Source organism: Photobacterium sp. WH24 (genome assembly GCF_019204055.1).
GTDB classification, from domain to species: domain Bacteria; phylum Pseudomonadota; class Gammaproteobacteria; order Enterobacterales; family Vibrionaceae; genus Photobacterium; species Photobacterium arenosum.
On record NZ_JAGSOZ010000001.1, the window covers coordinates 660,520 to 676,416 of the forward strand.

A 15,897-nucleotide genomic window follows, 5' to 3' on the forward strand; every position below is an offset into this window, starting at 1 on the left:
TGTCTTTGATGAATATAGCCAAGTAACCCGAGGTTATGTGGCTATCTTAGCCTATCCGGTTGCGTTTAGGTGCCAAGTCCTGCGGGATCAGTGAGTAGACCATGCCATCGCAAGCTTTGCCATGTGTGTAAATCCGGTTCCGGCTCAGAGATTCGAACAGGGCGCCTGTGCGTTCAGCTGTTTTCTGGCTGGGTGTATTGGTGATGTGTACCACGATTTCCAGCCGGGTCAGTGCCAGCGTATCAAACGCAAAACGCGCCAGAGCGACAATCGCTTCTGTCGCATACCCCTGACGATGGCAACTGCTTCGTATCCAGTAACCCAATTCAGCAGAATTGGTCAGCTGAGACAGATTATTCAGACACACAGTACCTAAAAATTTGTCGTCACGGCGGGTAAAAATTGCCAGTTCGTAGCCATTGTCGATTTTCCAGTTCATCTGAGAAGCCGACAGCCAGGCGTGTGCATCCTGTTGGTCATAGCCATCATGACACCATTCGACCCAGGGCTTTAAATCCGGCTGCGATTCCAGTACTGCGGACAGGTTGTCGTCAACATCCGCAATTTTGTAGGGTCGCAGGTAAAGGCGGGGAGTGGTGAGTATGAAGTCCAGCTTCATCGGTGATTCCTGCAGACAGTAAACGGAAAAAGGGGCCGGATGGCCCCTCGCAAAAGCTGTTATTCTGAATCAAGGCGGCGGATTTGTACTACCATTCCCATCAGCGGGTGATCAAGGTAATGGGTTTCACCGCTTCGCATTTTACGCTGCTGGTCAAAGCGGAATGCTTTGAGGAATTCTTCAACCTCTATTTTCTTTTTCACTTCCTGCAGCTGTCCGTACTGAACCGTGCCGCTCTGGTTTGGATCCAGGCTGTCTAATGGCTCGGTGCCGACAACCACTTCACGGCGGCCAGGCTCACGTAAATCCAACTGGGTATTGGTGAAAAGAAAGTGATTCACATAGACCTGAATTTTCCCTTCAAGCTCATACAGCGGCTTACTCGCTGCCGGAGAAGGCTCTGCTTGCGTGACTTCACCGGAAGCAAGATCAAAGCTGGGCGGTGCTGTCATTTCGCTGCTGTTCAGGCCATGGCGCGCAGCTTCAGCTTTAGAGGTGCCGTCTTGCAGAAACTGACCTGAGAAATCCCGGCCAGCGGTTAAGTGAAAAGTCGGTGCCTGTGCTTTGCTGAGATCCCCTTGCCGCCAGCCAAAGTGAGCAAGTGGGGCGAAACCGGCATGACTCTTCAGGCGCTGATACTGTTCGCTCAGCTTAAATCGGCTTGCCGGCATAGGCGTAATGCCTCTGTTTGCCAGTTGCGCCATATTGTTCAGTCGCACTGTGCCACTGTAATTCAGAGGCTCTGCCTGATCCGGCCAGGATTCAGCCGTTTGCCCCGGATCAATATTTCGCTTGAAGATAATGACTTCAATGTCAAATTGTCGTGCTGCGAAACTTGGCAGGCTGATGGCAAGCAGCAGCAAATAAATCAGATTTTTCAAGGTTATACTCCGCACTGGTATGCAGCCATTATAGGGTGTTTTCAGCTAATTGTGTTAGGAAGCCGTCAACATACTTGATGCGCTCACGGCGGTCCGTCAGTGTTGCCGTGACCTTCAGCTTGGTCGGACCATCCATTCTGAATCGCTGTGGCTGTGATTGTAACAGACCGACCAGGAAACCGGGGTCAATGGCAGCATTTTCAGTAAATTCGAAATAACCGCCTTTCTCTCCGGCTTCTATGCGACGAAGTCCCAGATTTGCTGCTTTCAGCTTCAGCTTATTGAGCGTTAACAGGTTCGCAGCGGCATCCGGCAACAGGCCAAAGCGGTCAATCAGCTCCACTTTTAACTCGTCAAGGGCGTCTTCATTGCCGGCACTGGCAATACGTTTATACAGGGACAGTCGCGTATTGATATCCGGGATGTAATCTTCCGGCAGCAGCGCCGGTAATCGCAGTTCAACTTCAGTCTGCTCGCGCAGCAGGTCATCCAACGACGGCTCTTTGCCGGCTTTGAGTGCTTCTACTGCCTGTTCCAGCATTTCCATGAACAGCGTAAAACCAACCGACTGGATCTGGCCCGATTGTTCATCGCCCAGCAGTTCGCCGGCGCCGCGTATTTCGAGATCGTGTGTCGCCAGTGTAAAGCCTGCGCCCAGATCTTCCAGTGACGCGATGGCCTCCAGGCGCTTCACGGCGTCTTTGGTCATACGCTTGGGATGCGGGGTCAGCAGATACGCATAGGCCTGGTGGTGCGAACGGCCAACGCGACCACGCAGTTGATGTAACTGGGCCAGACCAAGATGGTCAGCCCGGTTGATAACTATGGTGTTTGCTGTCGGGACGTCAATTCCGGTTTCTATGATAGTCGTGCAGACCAGCAGGTTAAAACGCTGATGGTAAAAGTCGCTCATGACTCTTTCCAGCTCACGTTCGCGCATCTGCCCATGGGCAGTAGTAATACGCGCTTCAGGAATCAGAACGGCCAGATCCTGCGCCGTTTTTTCGATGCTTTCTACGTCGTTGTGCAGGAAATACACTTGCCCGCCGCGCATAATTTCACGCAATACGGCTTCACGGATGATCAGGTCTTCACGCTCGCGAACGAAGGTTTTGATCGCCAGACGCCGGGCAGGCGGGGTCGCGATAATAGACAGATCGCGCATGCCGCTCATTGCCATATTCAGCGTACGCGGAATCGGGGTAGCGGTGAGCGTGAGAATGTCGACGTCTGCGCGCAGCGATTTCAGTTTTTCTTTCTGGCGGACGCCGAAGCGGTGCTCCTCATCGACAATCAGCAGGCCGAGATCCTGATACTTCACTTCGGCGTTGAGCAGCTTGTGCGTGCCGATCAGGATATCAATTTTTCCCTTAGCGACATCTTCCATAATCACTTTTTGTTCTTTTGCTGTTTTGAAACGGGACAGCACTTCCACACGTACCGGGGTGTTGGCAAAGCGGTCGCGGAAATTTTCAAAATGCTGCTGTGCGAGCAAAGTGGTTGGTACCAGCACTGTGACTTGCTTGCTGTTATCGACTGCCACAAAGGCTGCACGCATTGCGACTTCGGTTTTACCGAAACCGACATCACCACACACAAGGCGATCCATGGCTTTGGCCTGGCACATATCCGACAGCACGGCATTGATGGCCATAGCCTGATCGTGAGTTTCTTCGAACGGGAATCCGGTACAGAAATCGGCATAGGCTTCGCGGTCGAGTTTAAATTTGAAACCCGGTTTCAGCTCACGCTTGGCGTAAACATCCAGAAGCTCTGCCGCCACATCACGGACTTTTTCTGCCGCTTTGTTGCGGGCTTTTTGCCAGCTTTCACTGCCCAGTTTATGGATAGGGGCGGCTTCTTCTGCCCCGCCCGAATAGCGGCTGATAAGGTGCAGGGATGCCACGGGGACATAGAGTTTCGCCCCGCCCTGATATTCCAGGGTGACGTACTCAGTGGTAATGCCGCCGGCTTCGAGGGTCTGCAAGCCCTGATAGCGGCCTATGCCATGGTTAAGGTGGACCACAGGCTGGCCAATTTTCAGCTCTGCCAGATTTCGGATAATGGTATCTGAGCTGACAGCGCGCTTGTCCTCACGGCGACGGCGCTGAATAACACGCTCACCCAGCAGATCACTTTCACAGATGAAAGCCAGAGCCGGTTCATCGAGGATAAAACCCTGTTCTGCGGCCCCAATCACCAGAGTGTACTGACTGGCGGCTGCCATGGCCTCTTCAAGGCTGTGACAGACCATAGGGCGCAGTTTTATCCGGGCAAGCAAGTCCAGCAAGGCTTCGCGGCGGCCTTCACTGGCAACGGAAAAGATGATTTTTCCGGTGAAGCTTTCCTGAAACTGACGCAGTGCCGATAAGGGCTCTTTCAACTGATGATTGATGGTCAGCGTCGGCACAGGCGAAATGGCCGGGTTGAACCGGCCGGCTTTGTCTTCTTCCAGGGCTTTGTTCAGTTTGACTTGCGGCAGAGTTTTAAATCCGCTGAACATTTCTGCGGTTGTCAGCCACAGAGCTTTAGGTTCGAGAAGCGGGCGCAGCGGGTCGACACGGCGCTCCTGAAAACGGTATTCGGCATCGTGCAGAAAATGTTCCGCTGCGTTGTCCAGATCGCCTATGGTCAGTAACAGCGTGTTATCTGGCAGATAATCAAACAAAGTATCTGTATTGTCGAAAAACAGCGGCTGCCAGTATTCAATCCCTGCCGGCCAGGTGCGCTTGCTGACCTGCTGATAGATGGACTCTGGCTCCCGGCGGGCTTCGAATTGCTCACGCCAGCGCATGCGGAAGTTTTCCACGGCCACTTCATCTGTTGGAAACTCGTGCGCGGGCAGCAGGTGAATATTGTCGATCTCGCCGGTCGACAGTTGCGACTCCGGGTCGAATTGACGAATCGAATCCACTTCGTCATCAAAGAAATCAATCCGGAAGGGCTCATTGTTTCCCATTGGGAAGAGATCAAGTAGTGAGCCGCGGCTGGCGTACTCACCGTGTTCCATTACCTGATCGACATGGCGGTAACCGGCGGCTTCAAGCTGCAGGCGTAACTTCTCCAGCGACAGGCGATCACCTTTGCTGACCAGCAGAGCGTGCTGATGAATAAAGCTACGCGGTGTCAGGCGCTGTAACAAGGTACTGACAGGAACCAGCAGCACACCATCCTGCTGAGTCGGCAGTTGATATAAACGGGCCAGGCGATCAGAAATGATGTCCTGATGCGGCGAAAAACTGTCATAAGGCAGGGTTTCCCAGTCGGGGAAAATATTGACCTCGGCCTGAGAGAACTGGCTGATTTCAGGCTGTAAACGCAATGCCGTCTGCGTATCCGGCACCACAGCCAGCACCGGGCCTGTATGGCTTTTCGTCAGTTCGGCAATGGCAACCGCCAAGGCGGCACCGGAGACATTTCCCACAAAGCGCTTGTCGCCAGCTTTGTTCGGCAATGGAAGAGAAAATAGCGTGTGTGTTGTCATGACTATGATTGACTTTCGTTTCGTTGCAGCGCACGTTGACGCAGCAGTTTTTGTTGGATGTGCAAAGCTGCACGAATGAGTAAATCCCTGTCGTCTTCCTGCAGTCTGGTGTACTGCAGTGTGATGTCAAACTTATCTTCACTGGCCTGGCAATCACTGACACTGGCATAGCAATACACGGCTGCAGGAGGATTATCAAGAAACAGTTTAAGGCGAACCTGGCAACCAATCTCAAGCGGCCGCTCTGCCAGATAAGTCAGCTGGCTGGCCCCGAAAGTTTGCGTGGTATGACGCAGGGTTGGATCATCTTGCTGTGAAAGCACAAATGAGAGCAGCAGATTTATCTTATTGTTCTGCGCCGCCAGATAATCCAGCAGTGGCCGGTTCATTGTCTTTTTATCCTGCTGCAGCATTTTTTCTGCACTGCCTTCCAGTTCGCTACATTCACTGGCAACACGAAACAGAGGGGGAATTTCCCGCAGAAATTCGGCGTCATCGGGCAGCACAGCATGTTCCCCTAAAGGTTCAACATTAATGGTAAGCCCTGCATGGACTGAAAAGTACTCGTCCTGATTCATGTCACACTCGTGATTTGTTAACTATTCTTCGATTATCACTTAGCATCGGCTAACGGGCAAGTTAGAGGTCTCAACAGGTTGATTTTTAGCCACTCTTTTTGCATGAGATTGACCAAGTTGCATGGTAATCACAGCCAGCAGCAGGTATGCTTTCGACCACTGTTAACAGGATGGTTCCAGACTGAATGATGTTTCATCCATTGCCTATTTTTATTGGGCTGCGCTATCTGAAAGGCCGTTCGGGTGACCGTTTCAGCCGCTTTGTCTCTGCAATGTCTACCGCAGGTATCACCATAGGTGTGCTTGCGCTGGTTATTGTCATTTCTGTGATGAACGGTTTTGAGCAGCAGCTCAAAGACCGCATTCTGGGTGTGTTGCCGCAGGCACTGATTACTCAGGATGGCCCTTTTACCCAGCCTGATGCGCCGCCTGCTGCGCTGTCTGCCTTACCTCAGGTCAACCGGGCGGTGCCGTTAACCCGTGCTGAGGCCGTGTTGCAAAGTGCAGGTGCGCTGGCGGCCGGAGCCATGCTGGGCATAGAGCCTGAAGGCTATGAACCGCTGGCTGCGCATATGGTGCAAGGGCAGGTTGCTGATCTGACACCGGGCAGTTACCGGGTCATTCTCGGTAACGGCATGGCGCAGCAACTCGGAGTCAAAGTCGGGGATAAAGTCCGCCTGATGGTGACCAGCGTCAGCGTCTATACCCCTCTGGGGCGTATTCCCAGTCAGCGCAATTTTATTGTGTCTGGCATCTATTTCACCGGTTCTGATGTCGATAAATCGCTGGTGTTAACCAACATCGCAGATGCAGGACGTCTGTTACGCTACAAACCCGACGCGTTCACCGGCTGGCGTTTATTTCTGGATGATCCGTTTAGTGTCACAGAACTTGCTCAGTCTGATCTGCCCGATGGCTTCAGTTGGTCGGACTGGCGGGATCAGCGCGGTGAGCTGTTTCAGGCGGTGAAAATGGAAAAGAACATGATGGGGCTGATGCTGGGTCTGGTGGTTGGCGTCGCGGCTTTTAACATCATTTCGGCCCTGATCATGGTGGTGATGGAAAAGCAGGCCGAAGTCGCTATTTTGAAAACACAGGGAATGACCAGTCAGCAGGTATTGCTGACCTTTATTGTGCAGGGAGCCAGCAGTGGTGTGATAGGTGCAGTGGCTGGTGGCATACTTGGCACCCTGCTGGCGTTGAATATTAATGGTATTTTGTCGCTGCTGGGCGTTGATCTGGCGAGCTTAGGCGGTTCGTTACCTGTCGATGTGAAGCCATTTCAGGTTGCCATCGTGATTATCGGGGCGATTTGTCTGAGTTTACTGGCGACCCTTTTCCCTTCTTATCGGGCGGCGGCTGTCCGTCCTGCTGAGGCCTTGCGTTATGAGTGATTCGTTATTGGTATGCCAGCATCTGAGTAAGGTGTACCGTGAAGCCCAATTGGAAACCCAGGTACTGAATGATATCAGCCTGCAAATAGAAGCCGGGGAACTGGTGGCGATTGTGGGATCATCGGGATCGGGCAAAAGCACTTTGCTGCATTTGCTGGGGGCGCTGGATGCGCCGACGGCAGGTGATGTGTACTTCAAAGGCCAGAAACTCAATGGCATGAGTGCCAATAAACAGGCCAGAGTTCGCAATCAGGACATAGGTTTTGTCTATCAGTTTCACCATTTACTGTCTGATTTCTCAGCGGAAGAAAATGTCGCTATGCCCTTAATGATTGGCGGTGTATCCGCCGCGGCAGCCAAAGAGCAGGCCAGACAGATTCTGGACCAGGTGGGCTTGAGCCACCGATATAGCCACAGGCCATCAGAGCTCAGTGGCGGCGAGCGTCAGCGGGTCGCCATTGCCCGGGCACTGGTGAATAAGCCGGCCCTGGTACTGGCGGATGAGCCGACCGGGAATCTGGATCATAAAACCGCGTTGGAAATTTACGATCTGATGCGCAAACTGAATCAGGAATCCGGCACCGCTTTTTTGGTTGTAACGCATGATAATGAACTGGCTGGCAAGCTTGATCGTTGCCTGCATATGCAGGATGGCCGGTTGGCGGCCTTAGAGGTGGCCTGATGCGACCACTGTCTCTTTTTATCGGCAGCCGCTTTAGCCGGGCCCGGCAGCGGAACCGACTGGTTTCTTTTATCTCAATCTCCTCCATTCTCGGGATCGCAGTGGGCGTGGCGGTTATTGTGATTGGCCTGTCGGCAATGAATGGCTTTGAGCGTGAGTTGCAAAACCGGGTACTGGCGGTGATCCCCCACGGTGAACTGGAAGCAGTGAAACCACCATTTACGGATTGGCAACCTGTTCTGGAAACCGTTGAAAAGCACCCCAGAGTCAAAGCGGCGGCGCCTTATGTGCAATTTACCGCCTTGCTTGAAAAAGGCACGCAGCTTAAAGCGGTTGAAGTCAGAGGGGTCGATCCTGTTCAGGAAACCCGGGTCAGCGCCTTGCCTGGCTATGTTAAAGACGGTGCGTGGCGAGATTTTCAGGCGGGTCAGAAACACATTATTCTTGGTCAGGGAGTCGCGGATCTGCTCGGGATACAGGTGGGTGACTGGATCTCTGCGATGTTGCCAAACCGTGATAGCGGAAATCAGCTCAAAGCCCCGAAGCGCATTCGTCTGCAGGTTGCCGGCGTGCTGGCGCTGGGCGGTCAGATTGACCATAACTTTGCTTTAGTACCTCTGCAAGATGCCCAGGATTACCTTGCCATGGGTGACGGGGTTTCAGGTATTTCGCTCAATGTGGACAAGGTGCTTGATGCCACAAATATAGTGAAAGAAGTCGGATATACCTTACCTGTGTATGTCTACTTAAAAAGCTGGACCCAGAAGTATGGCTATCTTTATCGTGATATCCAACTGGTGCGTACTATTATGTATCTGGTGATGGTACTGGTGATTGGGGTCGCCTGCTTTAATATTGTTTCAACACTGATGATGGCTGTGAAAGACAGAGCGGCAGATATCGCTATTTTGCGAACCATGGGCGCAAGTGATCGTCTGGTTAAAATGATCTTTGTCTGGCATGGCTTACTGTCTGGCCTGATTGGCAGCCTGCTTGGAGCTGTTCTCGGGGCCTCGGTTGCACTGAACCTGACTTCGATAGCACGTTTTGTGGAAAAACTGATTGGTCATCCGTTTTTATCAGGGGATATTTACTTTGTGGATTTTCTGCCTACAGAGCTGAGATGGCATGATGTGCTGATCGTGATGGTGACAGCCATTGTGCTGAGCCTGCTGGCAACCTGGTATCCGGCTCGCAGGGCGAGTGCACTCCAGCCAGCGCAGGTATTAAGTGCAAAATAAATGTCGGTAAATTGGCGCTTATATTGGCGTAGCTCTGTGAATCAGGCCGAAAAAGCATTGATGCCAATGACGCAAAGTGGGTAATCGATAATACCTGGCTTCCAAACAGACAGTGTTTTTCTGCACCCCGTCAAAATACGTTATAAAAAAACCTCGCATTGGCGAGGTTTTTTTATGGTTAATCTTAGGTGCTTATTTCTGGAGTGATTGTCACCGGAAGCGGCGGCGGTTCCAGCTGCGGACAACAGAATAACGCCAGAATCCACGAATACCGAAGTAACCAATCAATGCGCAAATCGTCCCGCAGACTAAACAGCCCAGCAGAAACGGCGGGCCAATCTGGCTCATCTGCTGCTCAAGGAAGGCCCAGGACAGTTCGAAATGGAAAGGCTGATAGGGCACGTTCATCAGCCATGCTCCGAGCTTGTATGCCGCGTAGAACATGACCGGCATAGTGATTGGATTGGTAATCCACACCAGAGAAATGGAGAGCGGCAGATTGACGCCAAACAGGATGGCTAACCCTGCAGCCATGATCATCTGGCTGGGTAAGGGGACGTATGCCATAAACAGTCCCACCGCGAATGCACCAGAGGCAGACCGGCGGTTCAGACACCACAGGTTAGGGTTATGCAGCACAGTACCAAAAACTTTCAAAGCCTTGTGGTTTTTAATCATCTCTGGGCTGGGCAAGAAACGTTTTATCAGTTGTCTTGGCATCGTCTGTCGTTATTTTTAATGGCTGTTAGCGTCAGGTTGTCATGATGTTTCAGATGACAGCCGGTTTATCCATTGGCGTTTTGTCACTTCACTACTGGCAATCCTTACCAGACTACAAATGGTTTATTACAGCCATGATTATAGGTGGAGCGATATTTTTCTGTTTGCGTATCAACTTGTTTCTTGCGATCGCAATAGGTGGGCTCTGGGCTTGGGTAACTGCTGTTGACTATAGCAAGGCAGTCAATAGCCTTCCTCATGAGCGCGGGAATATTACCATAGTTGGCGAAGTTCGCAGCCTAATTAATCATAATATTCTTGATAAGCGATTCATTTTTGTTGCAGAGAGTGTGAAGGAACGCGATCTTCTGCGAAAAGATGCGATCCGTTTATTGCTTGACTGGCCGGCGGTGACGGATCTGAAACAAGGGCAACGGTATCAATTGGATATCAGGGTTCGTCGCCCCAACGGACGGGCAAATGCCGCAGGATTTGATGCCGAACGTTACGCGGTGGGGAGCGGTATCCATGGTACAGGGACAGTCATTGCCGGTACCTTGTTGTCGCAAAATGGCACTATGAGTTTGCGTCAGCGCTGGTTTGATCGCGCGGTGCAGCAAACAGACGGTTTCACCTACCGGGCCTATCTGTTAGCGCTCGGTTTTGGCGAGAGAGACGGTTTAGATCAGGATGACTGGTCGATACTTCGCGACAGCGGACTGGCTCACCTCATGGCGATATCCGGCCTGCATATCGGACTGGTTGTGGTGATTGGATGGGGTATCGGAAGTCGGGTACGGGGTGCCTTGCCTGAGTCCGGGTATTGGCTCTGGTTACCCTTCTGGCTGGCATTATTGCTGGCGTATGGCTATGCCTGGCTGGCCGGATTCAGTATTCCCACTCAGCGCGCTTTACTGACATCGGTCTTGTGTCTGCTGATGATTCGTTGCGGTGTAGTGTGGAGCGGACTGCAATTGTGGTCTGTGATACTGGCCAGTTGTCTGATACTCAATCCGCTGGCGTCTTACTCGGCCGGATTGTGGTTGTCATTTGGTGCTGTGCTGGTTTTGTATCTGGCCAATACTGGCGGTATCCGGCGACGAAAGCAGGCTGAGCAGGTCCGAGTGCCATGGCGCGAGACAGTCCGTGTTTATGTGCTGCTGCAACTGGCACTGCTGGGGTTAATGCTGCCGTTGCAGTGGGTCTGGTTTGGCGGGATCTCGCTGGCAGCGCCGCTGATTAATTTACTCGCGGTGCCCTGGGTCAGTCTGGTGACTGTACCTTGTGTCTTGCTGGCCGTGGTCACTATCACTGTGCCCGGTCTCTCAGGTGTGTTCTGGCAGTTAGCCGACTGGTCTCTGCATCCGGTTATCGCTCTGGCAAGTCTGGCGGAAGGTGCCTGGTGGCCACTGTCTGAAAGTCTGTTTATCGTCCTGCTGGCCATGGTGACGGGTATTGTGCTGTGCTGGCTTCTGCCCTGGCGACGCTTTTTGTCTCTGCAAGTGAGTCTGGTACTGGCGCTGTGGGGAGTCAGTGACTGGAGCAAGTCCCAAACGCTTGATCCTGACAGCTGGCAGGTCGATATGCTGGATGTCGGACATGGGCTGGCAATACTGATTCAGCGACAGGGCAGAGCTGTGCTTTACGATACCGGAAATAGCTGGCCGGGCGGGAGCATGGCTCTCTCGGTTATTGAGCCGGTATTGAGACGACAGGGCATTCGTCATCTGGACGGTCTTATTCTCAGCCATGCAGATGCCGATCATGCTGGCGGGACTTCAGATGTGACAGCACGTCTGAATCCGGCCTGGCTGCGCAGCAGTGACAAGCGCGAGGGCTTTGCACCTTGTGTACGCGGACGTTTATGGCGCTGGCAGGGATTGACCTTCAAGGTGCTCTGGCCGCCGAAAAGGGTAACAAAAGCCGCCAATCCGCATTCCTGCGTGATACAGGTGAGTGACCAGTGGCTAAACCCGGAATCGGACACATCGCTGTTGTTAACCGGTGACATTGATGCCATTTCGGAATTGCTGCTCGCCAGGCTGGAGCCGGATCTGAAAGCGGATATATTGCTGGTGCCTCATCACGGCAGTAACTCATCATCCACTCAGACCTGGTTAGATTCGTTGCAGGCGACATACGCCTTAGTCTCTGCTGGTAAATACAGCCCCTGGGCTTTACCGGCTGAGCAGGTAAAGCATCGTTACCTGATGCAGGGTTTGCACTGGCTGGAGACGGCCGAAGACGGCCAGGTCAGCATGCGTATTGAACAGGGCGAAGTGGTGGTCACACGCTATCGCAAAGACAGCCAGCGACACTGGTATCAACCGCTTTTCAGGCCGTGATTGAGTCTCTCAAATTGGGCTCGAACGGATAAAAAAGCATCGCTTTTCAGGATTTAAGAAGCACGAGAGCCTTGTAACTTACTTGGTGCATGACTCGTTAACGAGTAGAATAACCGCCACTAACAGATAACAATCGGTTTTACATGATACAAGCTAACGATCAATCCACCTGGGATACGTTCAAACGACTCTGGCCGTCAATCAGCTTATATAAGGCGGGTTTGATTGCTGCCGTTATCGCGCTGATCATTAATGCAGCCAGTGATGCATTGATGTTATCAATGATCAAACCTCTGATGGATGAAAGCTTTGGCGGTCTGAACAGTGTGGACTCCAATTTTCTGGCCAAGATGCCTTTTTATCTTCTGGGGTTGATGCTGGTTCGTGGCTTGAGTGGCTTTGTTTCCACTTACTGTCTGTCCTGGGTCTCCGGCAATGTTGTGATGAATATGCGCCGGCAGGTGTTTAACCACTTCATGACGATGCCGGTCAGTTTTTTTGACAAAGAATCATCCGGCGCACTCTTATCCCGAATTACCTATGACACAGAGCAGGTTGCCTCCGCAACCAGTGGTGCGCTGGTCAGCCTGGTTCGTGAAGGCGCGACCATTATTGCGCTGATGGGGATGATGTTCTGGAACAGCTGGCAACTGTCTGCCATTTTGCTGGTGATTGCCCCGGTGGTGGCTGTCAGTATTCGTGTGGTCTCAAAGCGTTTCCGCCTCATTTCTAAAAATATGCAGGACACCATGGGTTCTGTGACCTCATCGGCCGAGCAGATGCTGAAAGGGCACAAAGTGGTATTGAGCTATGGCGGCCAGCAGGTTGAGAAAAACCGTTTCGAGCAAGTCAGCAACCGCATGCGTCAGCAGACCATGAAGCTGGTGTCGGCTCAGGCCATTGCCAACCCTGTTATTCAGCTTATTGCGTCAATGGCGCTGGTTGCTGTGCTGATCCTGGCCAATACCGAAAGTCTGCGCAGTGAACTGACTCCCGGTACTTTTGCCCTGATCTTTGGTGCCATGTTCGGCATGATGCGGCCACTGAAAGCGCTGACCAATGTCACCTCTCAGTTCCAGCGTGGTATGGCGGCGTGCCAGACGCTTTTCGGCATCCTTGAGCTGGAAACCGAAAAAGATCACGGTACTTACGAAACGCAGCGCGTGAAAGGGGATGTGGCCTTTAAAGACGTCACTTTCACTTATCCGACAAAAGATACTCCCGCACTGCGCAATGTCAGTTTTGACTTACCGGCGGGTAAAACACTGGCTCTGGTTGGCCGTTCAGGCTCGGGTAAAAGTACGATTGCTAATCTGCTAACCCGTTTCTATGACATAGATTCTGGCCTGATTAGCATAGATGGGCGTGACATCCATGATTATAAACTGGCAAACCTGCGCGATCAGGTGGCGATTGTGTCGCAAAACGTGCACCTGTTTAACGACACCATTGCCAACAATATCGCCTATGCCAGTGATGATAAATACAGCAGGAAAGATATAGAGAAAGCCGCTGAACTTGCTTACGCCATGGATTTTATCCAAGGTATGGATCAGGGACTGGACACGGTTATCGGCGAAAACGGGGTCAGTTTATCCGGTGGTCAGCGTCAGCGTATCGCCATTGCCCGTGCCCTGTTGCGTGATGCGCCAGTGCTGATACTGGATGAAGCCACATCGGCGCTGGACACAGAATCTGAGCGCGCCATTCAGGCAGCATTGGATGAGTTGCAGAAAGACAAAACTGTGCTGGTGATTGCTCACCGTTTGTCGACCATTGAAAATGCCGATGAAATTCTGGTGGTGGACGAAGGTGAAATCATTGAACGCGGTGTCCATGCCGCGTTGCTGGAAAAAGACGGTGCCTATGCGCAGCTGCACCGTATCCAGTTTGGCGAATAAGCAGAGCTGGTCATTGATGGCAAATCTGATCGAAAAAATCTGGTTCGAGCGCCACCCGGCAGGGTGGGCGCTGGCACCTATCTTCTGGCCATTAAGCAAGCTATTTGGCTGGATTAGCCGCCGGCGCCGACTCAGCTACCAATCCGGTAACAAAGTGGCATACCGTGCCCGCGTGCCTGTGGTCGTCGTCGGCAATATTACCGCAGGCGGAAACGGTAAAACGCCGGTCGTTATCTGGCTGGTGGAACAACTTCAGGCGCAAGGTTTGACAGTGGGCGTGGTATCCCGGGGGTATGGCGGCAAATCGGATCATTACCCGCTGCGCCTGAGCGAGAGCACAACAACGGCTGAAGCAGGTGATGAGCCGGTGTTAATTGCCCGTCGCACCTGTGCCCCTGTTGTGGTTGCACCAAACAGGGCGGAAGCGGTGAAAGTGCTGGAAAAGGACGTCGATGTCATTATCACTGATGACGGCCTTCAGCACTACGCGCTCGACAGAGACATTGAAATTGTCGTCATCGATGGTAAACGCCGTTTCGGCAATGCGCAGTTGATCCCTATGGGGCCGCTGCGTGAGAGCTGCGACAGACTGAACGAGGTCGACTTTCTGATTTGCAATGGCGGCGATGCCCGGCGTAACGAAATTGCCATGCACCTTGAGCCAGGCGAGCTGGTGAATTTACTGACGGGTGAACGCCGTGCACCAGACAGCCTGCAAAAGGTCGTGGCCATGGCCGGAATCGGTCATCCGCCACGTTTTTTTGCCACCTTGAATGCGCTGGGCGTGACGCCGCTTCATTGCCAGCCCTTCCCGGATCATCAGGCTTTTGAGGCCAGTGAACTGGAAGCGCTGGCAGAGCAAGGCGAACACCTGGTGATGACTGAAAAAGATGCGGTGAAGTGTCAGGCATTTGCCCGGCAAAATTGGTGGTATCTGCCTGTTGATGCCAAACTCTCAGAGCCTCAGTCAATCGAATTGCTGAACAAAATTATAGAAGTGAAGGAAGAATATGGATCACCGTCTGCTTGAGATCGTTGCTTGTCCGGTATGCAAAGGCAAACTGCACTTTGATAAAGACAATAATGAACTGATTTGTAAATTTGATCGTCTGGCTTATCCGATAAATGACGGCATTCCAGTTCTGCTGGAGCCGGAAGCGCGCACTTTGAGTGCCGATGAGGTGATGTAATGGCATTCACTGTCATTATTCCGGCCCGTTATCAATCCTCCCGTTTGCCCGGCAAACCGCTGGCAGATATCGCCGGGAAACCGATGATTCAGTGGGTGTACGAACAAGCGAGTAAAGCCGGTGCCAGACAGGTCATTGTCGCGACGGATGATCAGCGCATCGCGGATGCTGTGACAAGCTTTGGTGGCGAGGTGTGCCTCACGCGCGCGGATCATGAATCCGGCACTGAGCGCCTGGCTGAAGTGGTCGAAAAGTACCAGCTGGCTGCAGATGAGATAGTGGTGAATGTTCAGGGCGATGAGCCGATGATCCCGCCAAGTATCATTCGTCAGGTGGCGGACAATCTGGCTCGCAGTGACGCCCCTATGGCCACCCTGGCGGTGGAAATTGACCATGCTGATGAAGTGTTTAACCCGAATGCCGTCAAAGTGGTGATGGATAAAAACGGTTACGCGCTGTATTTCAGCCGGGCCTCCATTCCGTGGGATCGCGATAACTTTGCCAAGCGCCCGCAGGAGATCCATCAGAACCTGCTGCGTCATATCGGAATCTATGCCTACCGGGCTGGTTTCATCAATACCTACATCAACTGGGAACCCAGTGCACTTGAGAAAATTGAGTCGCTTGAGCAGCTGCGCGTGCTGTGGCACGGCGAAAAAATTCACGTCGATGTCGCCATTGATCCGCCGCCGGCTGGAGTAGACACCCCGGAAGATCTGGAAAAAGTCCGTTTGCTGATTAAGTAAGATTGATCTGGCGAAATAAAAACAGCCGGCCACCAGGCCGGCTGTTTTTTTCATTCACCATTCTGATTCCTCTCCCCCCGCATTTAATGGTTCTGGTCGCATCAGTGATATCTTTC

13 protein-coding genes are annotated in these 15,897 nt (G+C 52.5%); 8 read left to right on the forward strand and 5 right to left on the reverse strand.

Annotation, left to right across the window (positions count from 1 at the left end; genetic code table 11):
* Positions 1-46: 46 nt before the first annotated feature.
* The 4 genes from KCG43_RS02905 to KCG43_RS02920 are packed head-to-tail and all read right to left on the reverse strand — an operon-like array spanning position 47 to position 5,562.
* Entirely contained in the window at positions 47-619 is a 573-nt protein-coding gene (locus tag KCG43_RS02905) for a GNAT family N-acetyltransferase (protein ID WP_218383166.1), read from the reverse strand.
* 59 nt (positions 620-678) lie between these two features.
* Complete coding sequence (locus KCG43_RS02910) at positions 679-1,500, reverse strand: peptidoglycan binding protein CsiV (RefSeq protein WP_192017522.1); 822 nt, start codon at positions 1,498-1,500, stop codon at positions 679-681.
* 28 nt (positions 1,501-1,528) lie between these two features.
* Positions 1,529-4,984 (reverse strand): transcription-repair coupling factor, encoded by a 3,456-nt coding sequence (gene mfd, locus KCG43_RS02915; RefSeq protein ID WP_218383167.1) that lies wholly within the window; start codon positions 4,982-4,984, stop codon positions 1,529-1,531.
* Between the two features lie 2 nt (positions 4,985-4,986).
* The gene (locus KCG43_RS02920; protein WP_218383168.1) at positions 4,987-5,562 is read right to left on the reverse strand and encodes a PilZ domain-containing protein; all 576 of its coding nucleotides are present in this window, start codon (positions 5,560-5,562) and stop codon (positions 4,987-4,989) included.
* Between the two features lie 188 nt (positions 5,563-5,750).
* Here KCG43_RS02920 and lolC point away from each other — a divergent pair, with 188 nt between their 5' ends.
* Genes lolC through lolE form a run of 3 tightly spaced genes read left to right on the forward strand, consistent with a single transcriptional unit; the run spans position 5,751 to position 8,879 of the window.
* Positions 5,751-6,956, forward strand: a complete 1,206-nt coding sequence (lolC, locus tag KCG43_RS02925; protein WP_218383316.1) for a lipoprotein-releasing ABC transporter permease subunit LolC — start codon at positions 5,751-5,753, stop codon at positions 6,954-6,956.
* Positions 6,949-7,638 (forward strand): lipoprotein-releasing ABC transporter ATP-binding protein LolD, encoded by a 690-nt coding sequence (gene lolD / locus KCG43_RS02930; protein ID WP_218383169.1) that lies wholly within the window; start codon positions 6,949-6,951, stop codon positions 7,636-7,638. The genes lolC and lolD overlap by 8 nt, the downstream gene beginning before the upstream one ends.
* Complete coding sequence (gene lolE / locus KCG43_RS02935; protein WP_218383318.1) at positions 7,635-8,879, forward strand: lipoprotein-releasing ABC transporter permease subunit LolE; 1,245 nt, start codon at positions 7,635-7,637, stop codon at positions 8,877-8,879. The genes lolD and lolE overlap by 4 nt, the downstream gene beginning before the upstream one ends.
* Before the next feature lie 210 nt (positions 8,880-9,089).
* Here lolE and KCG43_RS02940 read toward each other — a convergent pair whose 3' ends face one another.
* Entirely contained in the window at positions 9,090-9,599 is a 510-nt protein-coding gene (locus tag KCG43_RS02940) for a DUF2062 domain-containing protein (RefSeq protein ID WP_192017518.1), read from the reverse strand.
* 53 nt (positions 9,600-9,652) lie between these two features.
* Here KCG43_RS02940 and KCG43_RS02945 point away from each other — a divergent pair, with 53 nt between their 5' ends.
* From KCG43_RS02945 to kdsB, 5 genes are all read left to right on the forward strand, one after another.
* The gene (locus KCG43_RS02945) at positions 9,653-11,944 is read left to right on the forward strand and encodes a DNA internalization-related competence protein ComEC/Rec2 (RefSeq protein ID WP_255557843.1); all 2,292 of its coding nucleotides are present in this window, start codon (positions 9,653-9,655) and stop codon (positions 11,942-11,944) included.
* A gap of 143 nt (positions 11,945-12,087) precedes the next feature.
* Positions 12,088-13,845, forward strand: a complete 1,758-nt coding sequence (gene msbA / locus KCG43_RS02950) for a lipid A ABC transporter ATP-binding protein/permease MsbA (protein ID WP_218383170.1) — start codon at positions 12,088-12,090, stop codon at positions 13,843-13,845.
* 16 nt (positions 13,846-13,861) lie between these two features.
* Positions 13,862-14,875 (forward strand): tetraacyldisaccharide 4'-kinase, encoded by a 1,014-nt coding sequence (gene lpxK / locus KCG43_RS02955; protein WP_218383321.1) that lies wholly within the window; start codon positions 13,862-13,864, stop codon positions 14,873-14,875.
* Positions 14,856-15,035, forward strand: coding sequence for a Trm112 family protein (locus KCG43_RS02960; RefSeq protein WP_027253299.1), 180 nt, complete (start codon positions 14,856-14,858; stop codon positions 15,033-15,035). The genes lpxK and KCG43_RS02960 overlap by 20 nt, the downstream gene beginning before the upstream one ends.
* Entirely contained in the window at positions 15,035-15,781 is a 747-nt protein-coding gene (gene kdsB / locus KCG43_RS02965) for a 3-deoxy-manno-octulosonate cytidylyltransferase (protein WP_218383171.1), read from the forward strand. The genes KCG43_RS02960 and kdsB overlap by 1 nt, the downstream gene beginning before the upstream one ends.
* Positions 15,782-15,897: the final 116 nt, after the last annotated feature.

Coding starts and splice junctions, on each gene's coding strand:
- KCG43_RS02905 (WP_218383166.1), bottom strand. CDS start 619: ATGAAGCTGGACTTCATACTCACCACTCCCCGCCTTTACCTGCGACCC.
- mfd (WP_218383167.1), bottom strand. CDS start 4,984: ATGACAACACACACGCTATTTTCTCTTCCATTGCCGAACAAAGCTGGC.
- KCG43_RS02920 (WP_218383168.1), bottom strand. CDS start 5,562: ATGAATCAGGACGAGTACTTTTCAGTCCATGCAGGGCTTACCATTAAT.
- lolC (WP_218383316.1), top strand. CDS start 5,751: ATGTTTCATCCATTGCCTATTTTTATTGGGCTGCGCTATCTGAAAGGC.
- lolD (WP_218383169.1), top strand. CDS start 6,949: ATGAGTGATTCGTTATTGGTATGCCAGCATCTGAGTAAGGTGTACCGT.
- KCG43_RS02940 (WP_192017518.1), bottom strand. CDS start 9,599: ATGCCAAGACAACTGATAAAACGTTTCTTGCCCAGCCCAGAGATGATT.
- KCG43_RS02945 (WP_255557843.1), top strand. CDS start 9,653: ATGACAGCCGGTTTATCCATTGGCGTTTTGTCACTTCACTACTGGCAA.
- msbA (WP_218383170.1), top strand. CDS start 12,088: ATGATACAAGCTAACGATCAATCCACCTGGGATACGTTCAAACGACTC.
- lpxK (WP_218383321.1), top strand. CDS start 13,862: ATGGCAAATCTGATCGAAAAAATCTGGTTCGAGCGCCACCCGGCAGGG.
- KCG43_RS02960 (WP_027253299.1), top strand. CDS start 14,856: ATGGATCACCGTCTGCTTGAGATCGTTGCTTGTCCGGTATGCAAAGGC.
- kdsB (WP_218383171.1), top strand. CDS start 15,035: ATGGCATTCACTGTCATTATTCCGGCCCGTTATCAATCCTCCCGTTTG.